The sequence below is a fragment of the Sphingomonas sp. Ant H11 genome, from assembly GCF_000797515.1.
GTDB lineage: Bacteria > Pseudomonadota > Alphaproteobacteria > Sphingomonadales > Sphingomonadaceae > Sphingomonas.
This window is the reverse complement of sequence record NZ_JSBN01000104.1, coordinates 1-20,850: the sequence shown is the minus strand read 5'-3', so window position 1 is coordinate 20,850 and position 20,850 is coordinate 1. Positions and strand designations below refer to the sequence as shown.

Genomic DNA, 20,850 nt, shown 5'->3' with positions numbered 1-20,850 from the left:
CCTATAGTCCCCACACCTGCCCCTCTCCCCGACCCTCTCCCCTGAAGGGGAGAGGGAGAAGGACACAACAATGCTCCACTTCGAACTCGTCACGCCTGAAAAGCTCGTCCGCTCGGAGGACGTGTACATGGTCGTCGTCCCCGGATCGGAAGGTGATTTCGGCGTGCTGGAGGGCCATGCGCCAGTGATGTCGACCATCCGCGACGGCGCGCTATCGGTCTATCGCACCGAAAAGGGCGAACCCGAGCTGATCGCGATCGAAGGCGGTTTCGCCGAAGTGAACGCCAACGGCCTCACCGTGCTGGCGGAACGCGCCGCCTAAGTCGAGCTGCCCTGCCCTTTACGCGGCGTTAACTACACCCTGCGACATAGCGGGCCATGGATATGCTCCTTGGCCAACTCTCCCGTCCCCTGCCTCATAGCGTAAGTGCGGTGTCGGTGCGTGCGGGCTGGATCGCGCTCGCGGCCACCATTGGCGCTGCGGTGCTGCTGCGCTTCGGTCTGTTCGGCAATCCGATCGCGGGGCTGGACGAGCAGCTCTATCTGCTGGTCGGCGACCGGATGTGGCATGGGGAACTGCCCTATGTCGACATTTGGGACCGCAAGCCGCTAGGCCTGTTCGTGCTCTTTGCCGCGATCCGGCTCTTGCCGGGGAACGGATTCCTTGCTGCGCAAATGGTCGCCACGGCCTTTGCCGCCGCCACCGCCTTCCTGATCGCGTTGTTCATGCGACGGCGCGTTGGCTGGGTTCCCGCGACGATGGCGGGGATGTTCTATCTCGCGCAGCTCAACATCTTGTGGGGCGACACCACCCAAACGCCGGTGTTTTATGATCTGCTGGTGATGGCAGCGGCGATGCTGACCTTGCGCGCCAGCGACACTGCCAATGAGCGTGTGCGCACCGGCAGCGGCGTAGCGGCGATGGCGCTGATCGGCCTCGCCATCCAGATCAAGACCAATGCCGTCTTCCAGGGCGGGTTCTTCGGGGCCTGGCTAATCTGGTCGGTGTGGCGCGAGACCCGCGACCCGACCCGCATTTTGCGTCTGGCCGTGCCGATGGTGCTCGCCGCCGCGCTGCCTACCCTGGCGGCAATGCTCTCCTACGCGGCGCTCGGCCATTTCGATGCCTGGTGGCAAGCCAATGTGCTGTCAGTAATCGCCAAGGGCCGACCGACCGACCCTGCGGCGATCGACAATCTCGCGACCTCTGTCATCCTCACTTTGCCCGCCCTGGTGGTCGCGCTCCTCGGCCTATGGGCCCGCACCGAGCGCTTCCAGGTGTGGGGGCAAGAGACGCTCTTCATCCTCGGCTGGATCGCGTTCGGACTGGTCGATTTCGGCGCGATTGGCGGATATTTCCCGCATTACGCGATTCCGCTGGTGCTGGCGTGCTGCCCGTTGATCGCGCATGCCTTCGCCATTCCTCGTTTCGGCAAGGCGCTCTTCGCCACGGTGATGGCGTGGCCGCTATTTTACGCGGTCGTCGTCGCGCCCAAGATCGGCGCGATAGAGCGCGTCTATGCCGCCAATGTCGTGGCCGCACTGCCAAGCGATGTGACGACGCGCTGCTTGTTCATCTACGAGGGGCCGGTTGCTTATTATCAGCTCAGCAACGCATGCCGGGTGACGCGCTTCGCCTTCACCGCGCATCTCAGTTCGACGCGCGAGGCAAATGCGCTGGGCGTCGACCAGGCGCAGGCACTGCGCGACGCGCTGGCGCGGCGGCCTGGCACGATCATCACCATCGCGCACTCGATCTGGACCGACCGCAACCCGGCGATGGAACGACTCCTGAGCGCCACGCTGGCCCGCGATTACCATCCTACGGCTGGCCTGCCCCACCGGGTTTATACCGGCGGGCGCGACCAACTGGTGATCTGGCGGCGCAACGCCGGACGCTAAAGCCGAAACCCCGCGACCGTGGTTAGGCAATTGTAAAAGCTTGGGCGCTAGCGTCCGGGCGAACGACAAGGAACTGAGTGGCATGAGTGCATTTCGGCGCAGACCTGGATCAGCCGGACCGGGCACCCGGCCAGCCTTCGGCGTCGCGCGGCCGATGCACGGCGCGGGCGTCCGCCCCGCGACCGAGGCGGAAACCGCCAGCGATCAGTTCCCGCCGCTGCCCCTGCCGCCGCTTCCGGGCGACACCGAGCCGAGCGGCAACATGCCCGGCCTGCAAATGGACGCGATGCAGCGCCTCGCCGACCGCCAGGCTTCGTCGGGAGACGCAGGCAATTCCAAGGTTGAGGGCTTCGAAAGCTCGATCCACAAGATCAAGGAGCAAGTCCTCCCCCGCCTGCTCGAACGCGTCGATCCCGAAGCCGCTGCGACGCTCGACAAGGACGAGTTGGCCGAGGAATTCCGCCCGATTATCGGCGAAGTGCTCGCCGAGCTGAAGCTGACGCTCAACCGGCGCGAACAGTTCGCGCTCGAAAAGGTGCTGGTCGACGAATTGCTTGGCCTCGGCCCGCTCGAGGAATTGCTCGCCGATCCGAACATCACCGACATCATGGTCAACGGCCCCGAGCAGACCTATGTCGAACGCAAGGGCAAGCTCGAGCTCGCGCAGATCCAGTTTCGCGATGAGGAACATCTGTTCCAGATCGCGCAGCGCATCTGCAACTCGGTCGGCCGCCGCGTCGACCAGACCACGCCGCTCGCCGACGCCCGCCTCAAGGACGGCTCGCGCGTCAACGTGATCGTCCCGCCGCTCTCCTTGCGCGGCACCGCGATCTCGATTCGTAAGTTTTCCGCCAAGCCGATCACGCTCGACATGATGGCGGGCTTTGGCTCGATGAGCCCGAAGATGGCGACCGCGCTCAAGATCGCGGGCGCATGTCGGTTCAATGTCGTCATTTCGGGCGGTACCGGCTCGGGCAAGACGACAATGCTCAACGCTTTGTCGAAGATGATCGACCCGGGCGAGCGCGTGCTGACGATCGAGGATGCCGCCGAACTCCGCTTGCAGCAGCCGCACTGGCTGCCGCTGGAAACGCGGCCCGCCAACCTCGAGGGCCAGGGCGAGATCAGCATCCGCGATCTCGTCAAGAACGCGCTGCGTATGCGTCCGGATCGCATCATCCTCGGCGAAATCCGCGGGTCCGAGTGTTTCGACATGCTCGCCGCGATGAACACGGGGCATGACGCTCGATGTGCACGCTCCACGCCAACTCCCCCGCGCGAGGCGCTCGCGCGTATGGAGAACATGGTGATGATGTCGGACATCAAGGTGCCCAAGGAAGCGATCAGCCGCCAGATCGCCGATTCGGTCGAGATGATCATCCAGGTGAAGCGCCTGCGCGACGGTTCGCGCCGCGTCACCAACGTGACGGAAGTGATCGGCATGGAAGGCCCGGTGATCGTCACGCAGGAACTGTTCAAATTCGAATATCTGGACGAATCCGCGGACGGCAAGATCATCGGCGAATATCGCTCGATGGGCCTGCGCCCCTATACGCTGGAAAAAGGCCCGCACCTTCGGCTTCGACCAGGCGTATCTTGAGGCGTGCCTCTGACCGCTAAATCGGGTATCAGTGGCGACCGATGCGTTGCCTCGTGTTTCTGTTTTTTTTGCTTTGCGCCGCCGCCCCCGATGCGCCGCCCATCACGCGTGCTCCGGCACCGCCCGCCCTCGAAACCGAAGCCCCCTGGGTTGCCTTCACGCTGACCCCCGCCGAGCAGATTTGCTTCCAGGCCGTCGTCGATGGCCATTCCGTGACGGCGATCCTCGATACAGGGGTGAGTACGTCGCTGCTGTCGCGACGGTTCGTCGATGCGGCCCGGATGCGGGTGCGGCACGGTCATGCGGCCCTCGCAATTGGCGGCACGGTCGCCACTGGCTGGGTCGATCCATCGAGCGTCACTGTGGCGGAACGTACCGTGCACAGTCCCCGCTTGATGACCGCTCCCTTGCCGCCCGCAACGACGGGACAAGCGGCGATAGACCTGTTGGTCGGCAGCGACATCATCGGGGGCTACGCGCTCGACATCGATTATGCGGCGCAGCGTTTTCGCTTGCTCCCCTCGGGCAACCTCCCCTTTGCCGGCAGTATTGCGCCGCTCCGGATTGGCGGGGAATGGTCGACCTATGTGACCGATATTCTCGTCGGCGACCACCACCTGTCTCGCATGGCGGTCGACACCGGAGACGGCAGCGCCATCACCGTTACCCAGCCAGCATGGTCCGCACTGGCCGAGAAACACCGTCCGACCAGTTCGACCATCAGCTACGGCGTTGGCGGGGCAGCGATTGTCGATCTTGCGATCGTGCCCGGAGTGCGCAGCGGGACAGCGCCGGCACGCACCGTCGAAATGCGGATCGAGCCTTCGGGCGGCTACACCGCCACGATCGGCATGAACGGGCGGATCGGGTCGGGCTTCCTGCGCCACTATCGCGTCCTGCTCGATCCCCATGCCGGGCGGATGGTGTTGCTCCCCGACTCATCGGCAGACACGCCGCCGCTGCGTTCGACCAGCGGCCTTATTCTGCGCCGCGACGACGATCGGCTGACGGTGCTACACGTCATGCGGGGCGGCCCGGCCGAGGCGGACGGTTGGCAAGCGGGCGAACAGATTTGCGCGGTCGACGGGCTTCCCGTCAGCGCCGAAGCGAGCTTGCATTGGCCGGTCGATGCCGCCGGGCGCAGCGTGAAGCTGGCAACTTGCAATGGCATGACGCGTACGCTGACGTTACGCGCCTTCTATTGAGCGAGCCTGCGCGCGTTCGTCATCGATGCGCCGCCATGATCGCACACACGACCGCCGCAATGACCGCTGCCATTTGCAGGCTTGGCCAGTTGATCCATCCAACCTTGTCGAGGTCGCGCCGCGTCCGGTGTCGCCAGTCGCCCAACCCGGCGAGCGCCGCGACGACCATCGCGCCCGCCGCCGCCACCCACCAAAGCACTGCGTCGCTCAGTCGCCGAGCTTTTCGATCTTTTCGTGCAGCCGACCGAGTTCTGCCTTCAGAGCAGCAATCTCGTCGTCCTTGCTCGCGGCGCTTGCGGCCGGTGCCAGACCAGCCGCCACCCCTGGCTTGAACGCCGCAGTCGCCGCCTCGAACATCGCCATATTCTGCTTGGCCAATTCGGCGAAAGGCGAATTGGCGAACGCGCCCTCGACCGCCGATTTGAACTGCTGCTGGTTGCGGCGGAAGCTGTCCATCGACGCTTCGAGATAGCCCGGCACCATCGCCTGCATCGAATCGCCGTACATCGCGATCAACTGGCGCAGGAATGGCACCGGCAGCATCGTCTGCCCGCGCTGTTCCTCTTCCATGATGATCTGGGTCAGGATGTTGTGCGTGATGTCCTCTTCGGACTTTGCATCCACCACCTTGAAATCCCGCCCGTCACGGGTCATCGCAGCGAGGTGCTCGAGCGTGATGTAAGAGGATGTCTCGGTATTATAGAGGCGGCGGTTCGCGTATTTTTAATGATCACCGGGCCATCGCCCGGAATGGTCTTCTTCATGAAGAAAGGCTCCCCCGCCTGTGGTTGCGCAAGTCCTATCATCATTTATTGCCGCATCGCAACACGGCCCGCGCCCATTACCTTTGTTCCTCGACATTTTGCGTGATCAGACAGCGGGTTCGCCGGAACGAAGCGCAGCGGCGCTGGCGGGCCTGCGCGCCTATCAGGACGCGGGGCGCGCGAAACCGCGCAAAGCCATGCCTGCCCGTTTTCGAAAAGGACAGGCGCGGCTACGGGACTATGGGCAGCGCGACCGGGCGGGCGGTCATCGTCATCCCGTCGCTCATCAACCCGCCGCATATCCTCGATTTGCGGCCCGAAAGCTCGCTGTTGCGCTGGCTCGCCGGCCAGGGCCATCGGCCGTTCCTGCTCGACTGGGGAACCCAGGGCCCCAAAGCGCGCGATTTGGACGTAGACGCACATATTACTCGCGTGTTGCTCCCGCTGATTGCCAAATTTCCGGTGCCGCCAATCCTGATCGGCTATTGCCTTGGCGGCACGATGGCCCTGGCCGCGTCCTGCCTGACCGAGGTTGCCGGGCTCGCGCTGATCGCTTCGCCATGGCATTTTACCGGTTACGGCTCCGCCGCGCGTGCAGAGATCGCCGCGTTGTGGGATTCGGCCAAGCCGGCCTGCGACACGCTCGGCCTGGTGCCGATGGAGGTGCTGCAAGCGGGTTTCTGGCGACTCGACCCAGCCCGCACGATCGCGAAATATGAAGCCTTTGCCGCGTTGGAGCCGGATAGCGAAGCCGCGCGCAGCTTTATCGCGCTGGAGGATTGGGCCAATGGCGGTGCGCCCCTGCCCTTTGCAACCGGCGTGCAAATCTTCGAAAATTTCATCGCGGCGGATACGCCTGGCACCGGTGCGTGGCAGATCAGCGGGGTGACGATCGCTCCTGCCGCCCTGTCCTGCCCGGCCATCGAGTTCGTGTCGCTCAACGACCGTATCGTCCCGGCCGCCAGCGCGGCCAACTTGCGCGACCGGCGCGATCTCGGCGCAGGCCATGTCGGCATGATCGTCGGGCGCGGCGCGCGCACGCAATTGTGGGAGCCATTGTCGGACTGGCTAAAGGCGCTGCCGCTGCCTAAATAGGCCACGACACAGATCCCGGAGAGACCCCATGCAGGACATCGTCATCACCGCCGCCAAGCGGACCCCCGTCGGGAGCTTCCTGGGAGCGTTTGCCGCAACGCCTGCGCACGAACTCGGACGGATCGCGATCGAGGCAGCCCTCGCGCAGGCTGGCGTAGCGGGCGCGGATGTGTCCGAAGTCATCCTGGGCCAGGTGCTGACCGCGGCGCAGGGCCAGAACCCGGCGCGGCAGGCGTCGATGGCGGCGGGCGTGCCGAAGGAAATCCCGGCCTGGGGCGTCAATCAGGTGTGCGGTTCGGGCCTGCGCGCGGTGGCGCTGGCCGCACAGGCGATCGCTACGGGCGATTCGACGATCGTCGTAGCAGGCGGGCAGGAATCGATGTCGATGAGCGCGCACGCGCAATTGCTGCGCGCCGGGCAGAAAATGGGCGACCTCAGCTTGATCGACACGATGGTCAAGGATGGGCTGACCGATGCCTTCAACAGCTATCACATGGGCATCACCGCCGAGAATCTGGCGGAGCAATATCAGATCACCCGCGCCGCGCAGGACGACTTTGCGGTGCGATCGCAAAATCTTGCCGACGCCGCCCGCTCCTCGGGCCGCTTTCGCGACGAGATCGCGCCCGTCACCATCAAGGGCCGCAAGGGCGACACGATCGTCGCCGACGACGAATATATCCGCGCTGGTGTTACGTTGGAAAGCGTGTCCGGCCTGCGCCCCGCTTTCAAGAAGGATGGCACGGTGACCGCCGCCAATGCCTCCGGCCTCAACGACGGAGCGGCTGCGCTGGTGCTGATGAGCCGCGCCGAAGCCGAACGCCGCGGATCGCCGATCCTGGCGCGCATCGCAAGCTGGGCATCGGCCGGTGTCGACCCTTCGATCATGGGGATCGGCCCCGTCCCCGCGACTCGGCGCGCACTACAAAAAGCCGGATGGAGCATCGGTGACCTCGACTTGATCGAGGCGAACGAGGCGTTTGCGGCACAGGCGCTGTCGGTCGGCAAGGAACTCGAATGGGATGCCGAGCGCGTCAACGTGAACGGCGGCGCGATCGCCATCGGCCACCCGATCGGTGCTTCGGGCGCGCGCGTTCTGACGACGTTGCTGTACGAGATGGCCAAACGCGATGTGACCAAGGGCTTGGCGACGCTGTGTATTGGCGGCGGGATGGGGATTGCGCTGTGCGTGGAGCGATGAGGTAGCGGAGTTCGTCCCAGTTTGCGGAGGGTTGCCGCGCTCGTCATGGTGTCAACGTCAACAACAGTCCATAAAAAGGGCCGCTCCTCAAGGAGCGGCCCTTCGTTTTAGTTTTCTATAAAATCAGAAGTTTGCCTTGAAGCCTGCATAGAATTGGCGACCAGTGTTCGAGTAGATGCCGCTGCCCGACCCCGTACCGGTCAAACCGAACGGCGGATACTTGTCGAACACGTTGTCCACGCCGGCATACATTTCGAACTGCTTGTTAACTAGGAAGCCCATGCGCAGATTGTGGTAGGTAACCTCAGGATAGTAGATCTGAGGATATTGATCCGCGTTCGTTGGCGGCAAGCCATTGTAGCTGTTCTGAACTGCATAGGTAGCAGCGATCGTCTGCTTGCCGATATACTGAAACTGATAGCGGACCGAGAAACCACCTGCGGTTTGATATTGGGCCGAGAATTGCCCCTCAAGCTGCGGATCGCCGAGCGCGAACAACTGCCGGGTCGGAATGTTCGGGTTGATCGGATCCAGATAGTTGGTCTTGTCGATCACGTAGCTGAACAGCGTACGCACCGTCAGGCGCCCGCCACCACCGAACGTGTGATTATAGGCCAGATCGACGTCGACGCCTGAAGTGGTCTGCTTCGAAAAGTTCAGAGTCGATGCCAGACCAACCACCGACGGGAAGGCCCCCCCGGCAACGCGTGGATTCAGCAACGCGCAATAGGAGTTGTTGATCGTCGGTGAATCTACGCACTGGTTCACGATCGTCTGGATCGAAACGCCAGCAATCAGACTCTGAACCTTGATATCGTAATAATCGACCGTCAACGACAAGCCAGGGATCTGATGAGGTTCAAAGATCGCCCCCGCCGTGAAGCTGTTCGACTTTTCAGGCTTGAGCGCCGGGTTACCACCACTCAGGTAAGCGACAGTTTGCGAGTTCGCTATCGTGTTGGTGAAGCCGACCGGTACGCCAAGCGCAAGGCAGTTCGCTGCGCGCGTTGCCGTTCCGTTATTAATGCGTCCTGCGTCGCACGGATCAGCAATCGATGCAAAGTTTTGCGACGCTGTTGAGAACAGATCACTCTGTGTTGGGACGCGGACCGAACGTGCATAGCTACCCCGCAGTCGGACATCATTGATTGGCGCGTAATAGACAGCGCCGTTATATGTGTAAGTCGTTCCGGCCGAGGTATTATAGCTTGAAATACGCCCTGCACCCGAAAGCGTCAGTTCCTTGACGAACGGCAGATCCTTCAACAACGGAATTTCGATTTCCCCAAAGCCTTCCTTTACCGTCAGTGCAGGCGGATTGAACGGTTGGATCGCGTTGAGGAACGTGCCGCCCGACGCGGTCAGAGCATCGAATGCGACCGCGCGGTTTCACGACGATATTCACCACCGACGTTGAATTTTACCGGCCCGCCAGGAAGTTCAAACAGTTGCGATGTGTCCCCGGTCACGTTCAGCGTAACGTCGAGCTCGGTCGCACGCGCTTGATACGACGAAGTGGTGTTGACGAACTTTAGCGCCGCCGCCGACGGCGCACCGACGCCGAACAGATTGATCGGAACGCAGTCAGGTCGGGTATTTGTTGCCGAGTTGACAGCACAGATGACCTTCGCGCCTGTAGAGTTGAGCACAAAGTTGCTTCCGCTGAACGACGCCGGCGCCAGCACGGCATCATAAGCAAGCGTAAAGCCGTCGTCGTTACCGGCAAGATCCGCGAGCTTGAGGTTGTTTAGCGAGTCATAATGCTCGTCATACTGACCGTAATTGACGGCAAGTTCGTACTTCCAGTCGTCGTTGAACGTTCCTTGCACGCCACCGACAATCCGGTACGTCTCGCGCTTGTGAAGCTCGCCTCGCCCACCAAAATCGGTATTGAAACGCGAAGTTGCGAAGCGATCGGTTGCGGGATTGACGCAGCGACCGATCGATTGAAGCGTTGCAAGCGATCCAGCGGTCAAGAAACCGTTATTGCATCGCAACTCGGGAAGACCAAGCGTGCCGGAAATCGGCGAGAAGAAGCTTGGTTGACCTTCCTGATCCGCGTAGATGCGAACGTACTTGGCCTCAACGAAAGGCTGGAACGCGTCCGAAATATCGAAATGCGCGAGGATGTTGGCCGAATAACGCTCGAGCGACGGAAGCAACTGGCCCGTGTTCATCAATGTCGAACCAAGGCCGCCAATCGTGTTCGAGCTGCCACTGCTGGGCGAGGACGCACCGAAATTGGTGGTGATGTCGCGAAAATCGAGGCTCGGATTGCTCAGGACAAGCTGCCCGGCAGAATTGAACACATACCGTTGGCCAATGCCGATACCCGGATTGCTCGCCGAGACGAAGCCCGTCGATGAGGCACGGCACCTGTTCAGATCGGCGAGCTGCGCTGCCACGGTTGGATTGCAAACCGCTGTCACGAGGCCGCCGTCCGCAATGCTGCCGTTGCGCACGCCACGGTAGAATTGGTTGTCCGGGACGCCATTGCCTGCGGCCGGCTCACCAACAGTGGTTTCAGACTGGTTGAACTGGTTGCGTCCGGAATACGCTCCGGTCAGATCGTCGCGATCGACATTATAGACGGCATTTGCCTTCGAGTATTCGAGCGCGATCGCGATGTTGCCGCGACCGTCAGCAAAGTTCTTACCAGCCGTCAAGCTGCCGAAATAGGATCCGCGATCACCTCGCGACGTGATCGACCCCTGACCCGCAATCTTGAGGCCTGAAAAATCGCGCTTGAGCACGAAATTGACAACGCCCGCGACAGCGTCCGAACCATACACCGCCGAGTTGCCGCCAGTCACAATATCGACGCGCTCGAGCAGATCATCGGGAATGGTGTTCGTATCGACGATATAGTCCCCTGGCGACGCCGTTACGTGGCGACGGCCATTGACAAGCACAAGTGTACGAGCCGTTCCAAGCCCGCGCAGATCGAGCAGGTTAAGCCCCGACGTACCGATGAAACGCTCTGAGTTCGCTTGACTGAACGTCGAGCGCAGCGCCGGCAGATTGTTCAGGCGTCGCCAATATTGAGCGTACCCGTGCTCAATAGATCCTGAGCCGAGATCGTCGTAACCGGGACCGGTGACGACAATGTCGGACGCGCGATGCGCGATCCGGTGACGACGATTTCGCCATCATTGGAAGGATTATCGCTCGGATCACCCGTCTGGATCGTATTAGCGGCCGGCTCCACAGAATTCGTAGACGTAGATGGCGCAGTTTGCGCAAAAGTGACGCTCGGAATAGCCCCGAGAATACCGACGAGCGCAGTTGCGCTCATAAGCCGCTTAATGCTCATGAAATTTGCCCCACTTTTGGGCGAAAGCGCCCTTAGTGTCTCCGTTAAAGCGCGGAGGTTTATGGAGCGCAATACCAAGCTGAACCCAAGCTTAATTCGCAAGGCACAATTCTGTCGTTATGTTGCATGATTGTCACAAGACAGACATATCCGAGGAACAGTTTCACAACGAACAACGTATTATAAAACTTTTTATATCAATGATTTAATAGAATATGCGCTCAAACCGCGCGCCCAATCCCGTCAGCAATTCATATTGCGACATGCCCGAAGCCGCTGCAGCCGCCGGCAGATCATACTCCAGAGCCACCCAATCGCCCTCGGCGAGCGCGGGTGCCGCATCGACGCAAATCGCGGTCAGATCCATCGACACACGCCCCACCACTGGCAAGCGAGCTCCTCCAGCCACCGCAACCCCGCGATTGCTGAAGCCGCGCCAATAGCCGTCGGCATAACCGATGTTGAGGATGGCAACTTCCATTGGCAGCGCCGGGGTATAGAGCGCGTTATATCCGATCGACTCGCCCGCCGCGACGGTGCGGCGTTGCAAAATCTGGCTTCGGGCGTCACCACCTGTCGCACGACCGCCGCCAGTTCCGCCCGCGCCACCCCGCCATACAGCGCGAGACCCGGCCGGGTGAGGTCGAACGCATAATCGGCTCCCAGCGCGATTCCAGCCGAATTGGCCAGACTCATCCGCCGCGCGGCAGTTCGCCCCTCAAGCGCGCGAAAAGCGGTCGCCTGACGTGCGTTCATCGCGCTGTCCTCATCGGCGCAGGCCAGATGGCTGAGCAGCGTATCGATCTGGAGGTCATCGAGCAGACCGCCTCGCACCTCCTCGGGCGCGACCCCGAGCCGGTTGATGCCGGTGTCGACCATCACGTCGCAACGCCCGCCCCCGGCATCACGCCAGCGCGCCACCTGTGCAGCGCTATTGAGCACCGGTCGGGCAATGCCACTGAGCGCCAGCGGCATGTCTTCCGCACGCACGCCGTGCAGAACCGCCACGTCGAGCCCGCAATCGGCAAGCGCTGCCGCCTCGCTCCAGCTCGCGACAAAGAAATCGCGCGTCCCCGCAGCGGCCAACCGGGTCGCGACCCCGCGTGCGCCCAGGCCATAGCCATCGGCCTTGATCGCCGCGCCGCATGCCGCCGCCCCGCTCAGACGATCGAGCGCGCGCCAGTTGGCGATCAAGGCGTCGGGATCAAGGCGGAGGCGAAGCGGTGCGGTCATCCCAGCCGGTTAGCGCTCCGCGCTACGCGGCGCTAGTCCGCGCTCGCCGTCCCCGGCTTGCCCTCTTCGAGGCCGAACAACGTCACGACCAGCGCCATCGCCACCACGACCACGGTGTACCACAAACCCGAATAGGGATTGCCGGTATGGACAACGATCATCTGACTGATCAGCGGCAGGAACCCGCCGAAATAGCCGGTGCCAATATGATAGGGGATCGACATCGAGCTATAGCGAATGCGCGGCGGAAACAGCTCGGTGAGCAACGCTGCGACTGGGCCATAGGTGATGCCCGACAAGGCACTGAGGGCAAGAATCGCCAGCAAAATCAGGGCAATGTTGCCCGGCTTTGGAATCACGGGCGACAGATCATAGCCTGCACGCGTGAGCGCTGCCTCAAGGCCCGCATCGCTCATGTCGTCGACACCCACGCCGCCAACAATGACCAGCGTCACCGGGGTACGCGCCTTGGCGTAAGGGATCCCCTTTTTAGCAAGATAGTCGACCAGGCGGCGACATTCACCCGACTGCTTCGTCGGGAACAGCATCGGAAACATCTCGGGCAGCACTTCATGCGAGCAGGCTGGACCCGACACCACCACAGGAGCGCGCTTCGCGGCACGCGCCAGCTCCGGATTCGCGGCACCGCCCATCACCCAGAAGATCGGAAAGATCAGCACGAGCGTGAGGGCATAGCCAAGGACGATCGGCGTCTTGCGCCCGACCTTGTCCGACAGCCATCCGAACAGCACGAAAAAGCCAAGGCCGAACAGGGCCCCCACCCCGACGATCACTTGCGCCACCGTTTCCTGCACGCGCATCGTGCCTTGCAGGAACGACAGCACGGTAAACATGGCGGTGTACCAGATCACCGTCAGCCCCGCCGCTATGCCGAACAAGGCGACGAACAGCCGCTTGAGATTGCCCTGATAGGTAAAACTCTCAACGAATGGGTTTCCGGCGCATTCGCCAGCCGCTTTCATTTGCTGGAACACCGGACTTTCCGACAGTTTTAGCCGCATCCATAGTGATCCGACGAGGAGCACGATCGAAAACAAGAAGGGCACGCGCCAGCCCCAGTCGCTCCATACCCCTGGCGACATTGCTCCCTTGGTCAGCAGCACGACGGCCAGGCTGAGGATGAACCCACCCGCTACGCTCGCCTGAATAAAGCTGGTGTAGAAGCCGCGCCTCTCCGGCGGCGAGTGCTCCGCAACATAGATTGCCGCACCGCCATATTCGCCGCCCAGCGCCAATCCTTGCAGGATGCGCAAGCCGAGCACGATGAACGGGGCTCCAAGGCCGATCACCGCAGCCGAGGGCACCAGTCCGACGCCCGCCGTGGCGAGGCCCATCACCGTAATCGTGACAAGGAAAGTATATTTGCGGCCGAGCGTGTCGCCGAGATAGCCAAACAGGACGGCCCCAAGGGGTCGAAATCCGAACCCGACCGCAAAGCCGCCCCACGCATACAGCGTCTGCAACAATTCGCTCTGGGCCGGGAAAAACGTACGCCCGATGATGCCCGACGCCGCGAGTGTCCCGTAGATAAAAAAGTCATACCATTCGAAAACTGTGCCCAGCGACGAGGCAGCAATAATCAACTGAATGTCCTTGCGGCTGGGTATCGCCGCGGATCCTGGATCTGCAGCCCCATCCAAGAACGTCGCCATTGTCTTCCCCCAACTACCGATGCGCCCTCCGGCGAGCGGTGAGATTAGGCGGATTTATCTCTGCGGCAACCCAGCTCGGGCCGAGCTTGCCAGCCGATCCCACCAGGACCATCGTCACCCACATGGAAATGGCGTGATCCTAGGTTACCAAATGACAAATTTGTGCACCGCAACACAAATAGCACGAATAATTTATCATCATTATTGAGGAAAAGATGATCTATTCATGTTTTTTACGACAAAATGGCCTATATAAGGTCAATAGAGTGCATCTGTACCGGACAAAGAACATGAGAGTACGTTCCTTCGACCGTTTTCCGTCCACCGCCACTCAGGACAGCCGCCCTGTCCCGCCTGGAACGGGTTTTTTGATTGGCGGTCTCCTGTCCTTGGGTCTCTGGGCTGCAATCGCGGCGGTCGCCTTCGTCATATAATCGCTCCCGCCCGATCAACAGGATCGGTCTGCGAACGCCATCGCAATCCGCGCGTTGACGATCAGGTTGCCCGAGATCATCGGCGACCTTGCGGGTGGATCAAAGGACTTTAGGACGTGAAATGCGCTCGGCGGGTAGGGGGCGGCCATCCCGGAAGGGGTGCGAGGCGCGCGCTGCAACCGCTGACGCACCGCCTGATAACCGCGGCGAACAAAACCGTCTCCGAAAGCAGGCCGCTGGTACGGATACGCAACGGCGTGTTCCTCGCGAAGTAAAGCCAAAGTTGGCGTCAAAAGCAGCCCGGGCTTTTCGGTTTCGGGCTCGGCGGTGATTGGTACCACTTCATGCTGGCACGTGGCTGGCATGGCTTCCATCTCTGCATTTACAGGCTCAGCCGCCACATCGCGCACCGGCTGAAGCACATAAGGCGCGACCACCTGCTGCGTCGGGTCTGGAACCGGGATCCCACCTGCAATTATTCCCACGCGAACCCGGCCCGCCAGTTCGGCATCGAGGACCGCGCCCCATAATATCTCGGTGCCATCCGGGAGGTTTGCCCGCAGGCTCGTAATCGCCTCCTCCACTTCGAACAGAGTAAGCTCTTCTCCACCCGCAACCGTGACCAGCAGACGCCGCGCGGTTCCCGGCAGCCCCTCCAGCAAGGGATTACATAAGGCGGATCGGGCGGCGTTGGCAGCACGATCCCAACCGACGCAGCGCTCCCCAAAGCCGATCACCGCGTCCCCAGTCGATGCCAGCAGCGATCGCAAATCCGCGACACTTACCCGCTTCAGCGCAGGCTCCTCCAGGAGCAAGGCGAAATCGGTAGCGCTCTCTCCGATGATCGAGTCCGACAACCGCAGAGCGTCGCTCAATGTGGTGTCGCGACCAATGACCCCCAGCAGTTTCTGGTTGCACACCGTTACCATCACATCGACCTGCGCGCGAAAGTCAGCGGCACCCAAATCGGCGGTCCGTGCCCGGCGCTTGCCTTCAAAGGCGAACGGCTTCGTCGCCACACCAATAGTCAGGATGCCGAGGTCGCGTGCCGCTTTGGCGATGACCGGGGCGGCACCGGTTCCCGTGCCACCCCCCCAGGCCCGCGGCGATGAAGCACAGCGACGCGCCTTGCAGCGCCTCGATAATCTCGGGCAAGGCTTCTTCCGCAGCCGCGCGCCCGATCTCGGGCCGACCGCCAGCACCCAGCCCAGCCGTAATTTGCCGACCAAGCTGCAAACGATTGGCCGCAGGCACCGCGCGCATCGCCTGCACATCCGTGTTCGCGCATAAAATGGTCATGCCGCAGTCCGGACGCCCCAACAGCGCGCGAACGGCATTGCCGCCCGCTCCCCCCCACCCCCGAACACGACCAAGCGACCGTGATCGCTCTTCGCTTGCCCACCCGTCATACCGATGCTCCAGAGAATCGCTTCACCTAATGGTGTGATGCGCGACACCTGCTCCGAACGATCATAGTTAACGATACAGTATCTTTACAGTGACAGAGAACTTGACCGCCAATAATCCTGCATTGTTACGCATCAGAAATGATGAATCATTCTTTAGTATGCAAAGTCGGATCCTGGGGCCTCCGCAACATTACGGGTAGGGTGAACCCCATAAAGTAGATCTACTCTATTCCCCGAATCGTTTTCGGAGCGTTAACCATAAGCTCGGAAGCGAGGGGCTTTAGACATGGACGAACTTTTTATGGGCAGCGCGCTTTGTGAAGTGACCGAATGGGGCGACATCCTGTTGCCACGTCGCTTCCATCAAACATTGCGGCTTCGCTCGGCCGAGCATTCGCTGTTCATTGGGCTGCACGAGGAATCGCCCTGCCTGATCGCGTTCGATCGGCTGCACGCCATGCAACGGCAATTCGAAGTCGCCGAAAAGCTGGCGGCGTCACCCGGCGGCTTCCAGGACCATCATCGCCTGCGGCGCACCTATGGGTTTGTCGACGAGGCACCGGTCGCCCCGGACGGGATGATGACGCTGCCGCGAATCATGCGCGAACGTGGCGCGATTGGGGACTTTGCCCTGCTCGTTGCCACCGGGGCTCGCTTCGAAATTTGGGACATGGCGTATGTGCTCGATCATGGCCCGTCCGATCTCGTCACGCTCGCAACGCTTTTGCGGGCCAGCCAAATTGCACATGAGGTAAACGATGTCGCCGTTATGTCACCTGCTCGGGCATCGGGCCCGACCCTCTATCCAGCACAATCAGGGGTTCGCGTTCAGTGTCTGCCAGCGTTGCAGCCGCGACATGATCCGGTCGGCAGGCGCGCCGCCCACCAGTAAATGGAAGGAAGTTCCCGAAGGATTTCGCGTGTCCCGCAAAACCCCCAAACACCAGCGCCTTGCGGCCACCCCGCCGATGATGCCACGGCCACGCTCCACCATGATCGATCTGGTGCATATCGGCGCTGCCGCCTTGTTCTGGCATCTGCGGGACATGATCGAGACGCCCCCGCTGCGCCCCGCCAAGGTGCTTCGGATACCGCTGCTCTAAGCAGTGCGGTCGAGCGCTTGCGCGATCGCATCGGCCGCGGCGTCCGCTCCGTTTTCGTCGGCCATGCATCGCGCGATTTCGGCGGCGACGGCGCTATATTTGGGGTCGCGTAACAGACACCCGATGCGCCGCGTCGCGCGCGCGGCCGAGAAGCGGTCCGCCCGCAACCGTAACCCTGCGCCCAGCCGCGCGATGCGGTGTCCGTGATCGTTCTGATCCCCCATATGCGGCACCACCAACTGCGGCTTGCCCGCGCGCAGCGCCTGGCCCGTCGTCCCGACTCCGCCATGCTGGATGATCGCAGCGGCGCTTTGGAACAGCAACGAATGCGGCGCATAGCCGCAACGCAACACATCGCCCTCGATCGTCGGCGCAGCATCCCCGCCGACCAGCAGTACCGCCCGCATCCCTAACCGCCGCGAAACCTCAGCAGCCGTATCGTAAAAGCCCCCGGCACTGTTCACGGCGAAGGAGCCGAGCGTGAAGACCAGCGGCGGCGGCCCTGCGGCGAGGAAATCCGCCAACGCCGGATCGAGCGTCTCCTCGCTTCCGCTATCGCTGTCGAAAACGGGAAAGCCGACAATCTTGGTCGACGGCGGCGCGTCGGGCGGCAACGGGGCGAGTTGCGGCGAATAACATCCCAGTTGCAAAATGGAGCGCGCGTCGGGCTCCAGCGCACGCCGCGCACCCTTGGGCGGCAAGCCGTGCTCCGCCCGCACACGATCGAACCGCCGACCGTACAGCCCATGCAGAACCCGCCGCAGCACCGTATAAGCCGTGCGGTTCCATACACGCCCAACGCGTCCGACCGGCTGATCGCGCATCATCCAGAAATCGGGCGTGCGCGGCGGATCATAAGCCGACAGCATTGCCATGGGTTGCAGGATCACGGAAATCAGCGGCAAGTTGCGCTTTTCGGCGATCATCGGTGCGGCAAACACGAAAATCGAGGCGACAATCGCCTCGGCATCCGCCGCCACCGCATCGAGCGCGCGCGTGCAATCCGAAAGGCCCGGCAACAAAACCTGTTCGAGCATGACGCGCTGATTGGCGATGACCCGCCGAACCGCCTCTTCATGGCTCAACCCCATGCGTTTCTGCACCGCATCAAAGCCGGGCAGAATCGCCACAGCCTCCAAGCCGGCGCGGCGACATTTGGCCACCTGGTCCTCGGGCACCGCCAGTACCGGGGTGAAGCCCCGTTTGCGTAGCGCCAGCCCGATCGCGATGAACGGGTGAAGATCGCCTAACGTCCCGATGGTGGTGAGAACGACTTTACGCATTGCGATCCCACTGGTCGCGTCAGCGCATCGCGTCCAGTCCCTTCCTGCTCGGGATCGTAGCATTTTTTCCGATAGAGCACGTGTTTGCTACGGGTGGGCCGGATCGCGCGCGGCCGCCAAATTGCATCGGATGACGGAGCCATGAAGCCCCTCGCTTATTGCCCTCCGCGCAAGTCCAGCCTTGCAGAAACGCGGTGCGGGCCCTATTATGTCTGAGTTATTTTTGAAAGGCCTTCCCGTGATCGATGGTTCTATTTTGATCGGTGCCGACGCTCGTCAGGCAACAACACGATTCACCACGGTAAACCCGGCCACCGGCGAATCTCTGACCCCGAGCTTTTCGTCTGCGGACCGCGACGCGGTCAACGCTGCCACGGCGTTGGCGCAGGCCGCCTTTCCGGCTTATGCCGCGACCGACCTGCCGACTCGCGCTGCCTTTCTGGAAGCGATTGCCGACAATATCGTCGCGATTGGCGACGACCTGATCGTCCGCGCGATGGCCGAAAGCGGCCTCCCCCCGTGCGCGCCTGGAGGGCGAGCGTGGCCGTACCGTCGGCCAGCTCAAGCTGTTCGCGCAAGTGGTGCGCCAGGGCGACTGGCTCGACGCGACGATCGACCCCGCGTTGCCTGATCGCGCCCCCCTTGCCCCGCCCCGACTTGCGCCGCATCAACGTGCCCGTCGGCCCGGTCGCGGTGTTCGGAGCCTCCAACTTCCCGCTCGCTTTCTCCGTTGCGGGCGGCGATACCGCCTCGGCACTGGCGGCCGGCTGTCCGGTGATCGTGAAGGGCCATCCGGCGCATCCCGGCACCGGTGAATTGGTAGCACGCGCCATTGCCGCTGCGGTCGCATCGAGCGGCCTGCCCGCCGGTGTCTTCTCGTATCTGCCGGGCGACACCAATGATCTGGGCGGCGCACTCGTCGCGACCCGCGCGTACAGGCGGTCGGCTTTACCGGCTCGCGCGGCGGCGGCCTCGCGCTGATGCGGATCGCCGCCGAGCGTGCGCAGCCGATCCCGGTCTATGCCGAGATGTCGAGCATCAACCCGGTGGTCGTGTTCCCCGCCGCGCTTGCCGCGCGCGGACCGGAGATCGCCGCCGGTTTCGTCCAGTCGCTGACGATGGGCGCAGGCCAGTTCTGCACCAATCCCGGCCTGATCCTCGCGCTCGACAGCCCCGAACTCGATGCCTTCGTCGCGGAAGCGGGAAAGCTGCTTTCGGGCACCCAGCCGCTGACGATGCTGACCCCCGGCATCCATGCCAGCTTCGACAAGGGCGTCGAAGCGCTCGCTACGCATGACGCGGTGCGCACCATCGCGCGCGGCTGCCCCAGCGCCGGACCAAACCAGGCGGTTGGTGCCCTGTTCGAAACCGACGCCAGCCATTTCCTGGCCGACCGCGCGCTCGGCCATGAAGTCTTCGGTTCGTCGTCGATCATCGTGCGGTGCCGCGATCTGGGTGAACTCGCGCAAGTGATCGCCGGGCTTGAAGGGCAATTGACCGCGACGTTGCAATTGGATGCAGCCGACGAGGCCGCTGCCGCGACATTGATCCCCGTCCTCGCACAGCGTGTTGGCCGCATTCTGGCCAATGGCTGGCCAACCGGCGTCGAAGTGTGCCACGCCATGGTGCATGGCGGCCCCTACCCCGCCACCAGCGACGGGCGGACGACCTCGGTCGGTACGCTGGCCATCTATCGCTTCTTGCGCCCGGTTGCCTTCCAGAACCTCGCCCCGACCCTGCTCCCGATCGCGGTGCGCGACGGCAATCCGTGGGACATCGCCCGTCGGGTTGACGGACTCCGCGAAGCCTCCGCGCGATGATCGGACGCGCCCGTCAGGGTGTGCGGTGGGATATCCCCATGCCTTCCTGCCGAGCGCGTGATCCGCTAGGCTGGGTCTTCATGACCCAGCCACCGTCTCGATGATGGAAGACGACCGCGTCTTCTCGCCGCGCATTCACGGCACCATCGCGCACGATATCGGCGTGGAAATCGTCAGCGGGATGCGCAAGCCCGGCGACGTGTTCGGCGGTGAAATTGAAGCGAGCGAAGCGCTGGGCGTCTCCCGCACCGCCTATCGCGAGGCGATCCGCATCCTGGCCGCCAAGGGGCTGGTCGAAAGCCGCCCCAAGGCGGGCACGCGCGTGACGCCGCGCAGCCGCTGGAACATGCTCGACGTCGACGTACTCGCCTGGACGTTCGAGGGTGAACCCGACACCGACTTCATCATCGACCTGTTCGAATTGCGCGGCGTGATCGAGCCTGCCGCCGCCGCCTTTGCCGCCGCGCGCCGCACCGATGCCGATCTGGCCGAGATGCGATCGGCGCTCGATGCGATGAAGCATTATGGGCTGGCGGATGCGCGCGGCCAGAGCGCCGACCAGCAGTTCCACCGTGCGATCCTGGCGGCCGCGCGCAACACCCCGCTGGCGACGCTCGCCAATTCGGTTGGTGCGGCGGTGCGCTGGACCACCAAATTCAAGCAGCGCAAGCGCGCTTTGCCGCGCGACCCGCTGCCCGACCATGTGCGGGTGCTCGACGCAATCGCCGCCAGCGATGCAGACGCCGCGCGCGAGGCAATGGTGACGCTGCTGAAGCTCGCTCTGCGCGACATGGGGCTCGCGCAGCGCGGCTAAC

At 62.8% G+C, this 20,850-nt stretch carries 16 protein-coding genes and 5 pseudogenes; 10 read left to right on the top strand and 11 right to left on the bottom strand.

Annotated elements, in window-relative coordinates; translation table 11 throughout:
• Positions 1-70 precede the first annotated feature (70 nt).
• The 4 genes from NW75_RS17535 to NW75_RS17520 all read left to right on the top strand — a co-directional run bounded on the left by NW75_RS17535 (position 71) and on the right by NW75_RS17520 (position 4,707).
• Entirely contained in the window at positions 71-322 is a 252-nt protein-coding gene (locus NW75_RS17535; RefSeq protein ID WP_010404117.1) for an ATP synthase F1 subunit epsilon, read from the top strand.
• A 110-nt stretch (positions 323-432) separates the two neighbouring features.
• Positions 433-1,902 (top strand): glycosyltransferase family 39 protein, encoded by a 1,470-nt coding sequence (locus NW75_RS17530; RefSeq protein ID WP_052192483.1) that lies wholly within the window; start codon positions 433-435, stop codon positions 1,900-1,902.
• Positions 1,903-1,984: 82 nt separating this feature from the next.
• Positions 1,985-3,502 carry a CpaF family protein gene (locus NW75_RS17525; protein ID WP_443024497.1) on the top strand — a complete coding sequence of 506 codons (1,518 nt, stop codon included), beginning with the start codon at positions 1,985-1,987 and terminating at the stop codon, positions 3,500-3,502.
• Positions 3,503-3,555: 53 nt separating this feature from the next.
• Complete coding sequence (locus NW75_RS17520) at positions 3,556-4,707, top strand: aspartyl protease family protein (protein WP_231565282.1); 1,152 nt, start codon at positions 3,556-3,558, stop codon at positions 4,705-4,707.
• A 19-nt stretch (positions 4,708-4,726) separates the two neighbouring features.
• On the opposite strand, the gene NW75_RS24645 is transcribed toward NW75_RS17520, so the two are convergent.
• A complete protein-coding gene (locus NW75_RS24645; protein ID WP_033966473.1) occupies positions 4,727-4,906 on the bottom strand; it encodes a hypothetical protein in 180 nt (59 codons plus the stop codon).
• Between the two features lie 8 nt (positions 4,907-4,914).
• Positions 4,915-5,471, bottom strand: a pseudogene (gene phaR / locus NW75_RS17510) (polyhydroxyalkanoate synthesis repressor PhaR).
• A gap of 20 nt (positions 5,472-5,491) precedes the next feature.
• Here phaR and NW75_RS17505 point away from each other — a divergent pair.
• A pseudogene (locus tag NW75_RS17505) lies at positions 5,492-6,566 on the top strand (alpha/beta fold hydrolase).
• Between the two features lie 28 nt (positions 6,567-6,594).
• The gene (locus NW75_RS17500; RefSeq protein ID WP_033966471.1) at positions 6,595-7,767 is read left to right on the top strand and encodes an acetyl-CoA C-acetyltransferase; all 1,173 of its coding nucleotides are present in this window, start codon (positions 6,595-6,597) and stop codon (positions 7,765-7,767) included.
• A 123-nt stretch (positions 7,768-7,890) separates the two neighbouring features.
• On the opposite strand, the gene NW75_RS23155 is transcribed toward NW75_RS17500, so the two are convergent.
• From NW75_RS23155 to NW75_RS26820, 8 genes and pseudogenes are all read right to left on the bottom strand, one after another.
• A complete protein-coding gene (locus NW75_RS23155; RefSeq protein ID WP_231565281.1) occupies positions 7,891-9,033 on the bottom strand; it encodes a TonB-dependent receptor domain-containing protein in 1,143 nt (380 codons plus the stop codon).
• A gap of 95 nt (positions 9,034-9,128) precedes the next feature.
• Positions 9,129-10,520: a hypothetical protein gene (locus tag NW75_RS23150; RefSeq protein WP_231565280.1), complete on the bottom strand. Its 1,392-nt coding sequence runs from the start codon at positions 10,518-10,520 to the stop codon at positions 9,129-9,131.
• Between the two features lie 69 nt (positions 10,521-10,589).
• Positions 10,590-10,679, bottom strand: a pseudogene (locus tag NW75_RS28390) (hypothetical protein); the annotation flags it as partial.
• Between the two features lie 113 nt (positions 10,680-10,792).
• A complete protein-coding gene (locus tag NW75_RS24640) occupies positions 10,793-11,080 on the bottom strand; it encodes a hypothetical protein (RefSeq protein WP_156143065.1) in 288 nt (95 codons plus the stop codon).
• 205 nt (positions 11,081-11,285) lie between these two features.
• A pseudogene (locus tag NW75_RS17490) lies at positions 11,286-12,313 on the bottom strand (alanine racemase).
• Positions 12,314-12,345: 32 nt separating this feature from the next.
• Positions 12,346-13,986, bottom strand: a complete 1,641-nt coding sequence (locus NW75_RS17485; protein WP_033966469.1) for an MFS transporter — start codon at positions 13,984-13,986, stop codon at positions 12,346-12,348.
• Between the two features lie 448 nt (positions 13,987-14,434).
• On the bottom strand, positions 14,435-15,481 hold the full coding sequence (locus NW75_RS23140; protein WP_269430348.1) for a hypothetical protein: 1,047 nt from the start codon (positions 15,479-15,481) through the stop codon (positions 14,435-14,437).
• On the bottom strand, positions 15,414-15,842 hold the full coding sequence (locus tag NW75_RS26820) for a hypothetical protein (RefSeq protein WP_331386183.1): 429 nt from the start codon (positions 15,840-15,842) through the stop codon (positions 15,414-15,416). The genes NW75_RS23140 and NW75_RS26820 overlap by 68 nt, the downstream gene beginning before the upstream one ends.
• 273 nt (positions 15,843-16,115) lie before the next feature.
• Between NW75_RS26820 and NW75_RS17475 the strand changes: the two genes are divergently transcribed.
• On the top strand, positions 16,116-16,721 hold the full coding sequence (locus NW75_RS17475) for a cell division protein SepF (protein WP_033966467.1): 606 nt from the start codon (positions 16,116-16,118) through the stop codon (positions 16,719-16,721).
• A gap of 28 nt (positions 16,722-16,749) precedes the next feature.
• Positions 16,750-16,932, top strand: a complete 183-nt coding sequence (locus NW75_RS17470) for a hypothetical protein (protein WP_033966465.1) — start codon at positions 16,750-16,752, stop codon at positions 16,930-16,932.
• Here NW75_RS17470 and NW75_RS17465 read toward each other — a convergent pair.
• Positions 16,929-18,215: a glycosyltransferase gene (locus tag NW75_RS17465; RefSeq protein ID WP_033966463.1), complete on the bottom strand. Its 1,287-nt coding sequence runs from the start codon at positions 18,213-18,215 to the stop codon at positions 16,929-16,931. The two genes, NW75_RS17470 and NW75_RS17465, sit on opposite strands and share 4 nt — an antisense overlap.
• Before the next feature lie 238 nt (positions 18,216-18,453).
• On the opposite strand from NW75_RS17465, the pseudogene NW75_RS27510 reads away from it, so the two are divergent.
• A pseudogene (locus tag NW75_RS27510) lies at positions 18,454-20,035 on the top strand (aldehyde dehydrogenase (NADP(+))).
• 103 nt (positions 20,036-20,138) lie between these two features.
• On the top strand, positions 20,139-20,849 hold the full coding sequence (locus tag NW75_RS17455) for a FadR/GntR family transcriptional regulator (protein WP_126847977.1): 711 nt from the start codon (positions 20,139-20,141) through the stop codon (positions 20,847-20,849).
• Position 20,850 lies beyond the last annotated feature (1 nt).

What these genes read in the sequence shown, in the direction of transcription:
- NW75_RS17485 (WP_033966469.1), bottom strand. Translation starts at nt 13,986, where the DNA reads ATGGCGACGTTCTTGGATGGGGCTGCAGATCCAGGATCCGCGGCGATA.
- NW75_RS17465 (WP_033966463.1), bottom strand. Translation starts at nt 18,215, where the DNA reads ATGCGTAAAGTCGTTCTCACCACCATCGGGACGTTAGGCGATCTTCAC.
- NW75_RS24640 (WP_156143065.1), bottom strand. Translation starts at nt 11,080, where the DNA reads ATGAGCATTAAGCGGCTTATGAGCGCAACTGCGCTCGTCGGTATTCTC.
- NW75_RS17525 (WP_443024497.1), top strand. Translation starts at nt 1,985, where the DNA reads ATGAGTGCATTTCGGCGCAGACCTGGATCAGCCGGACCGGGCACCCGG.
- NW75_RS17455 (WP_126847977.1), top strand. Translation starts at nt 20,139, where the DNA reads ATGGAAGACGACCGCGTCTTCTCGCCGCGCATTCACGGCACCATCGCG.
- NW75_RS17535 (WP_010404117.1), top strand. Translation starts at nt 71, where the DNA reads ATGCTCCACTTCGAACTCGTCACGCCTGAAAAGCTCGTCCGCTCGGAG.
- NW75_RS17500 (WP_033966471.1), top strand. Translation starts at nt 6,595, where the DNA reads ATGCAGGACATCGTCATCACCGCCGCCAAGCGGACCCCCGTCGGGAGC.
- NW75_RS17475 (WP_033966467.1), top strand. Translation starts at nt 16,116, where the DNA reads ATGGACGAACTTTTTATGGGCAGCGCGCTTTGTGAAGTGACCGAATGG.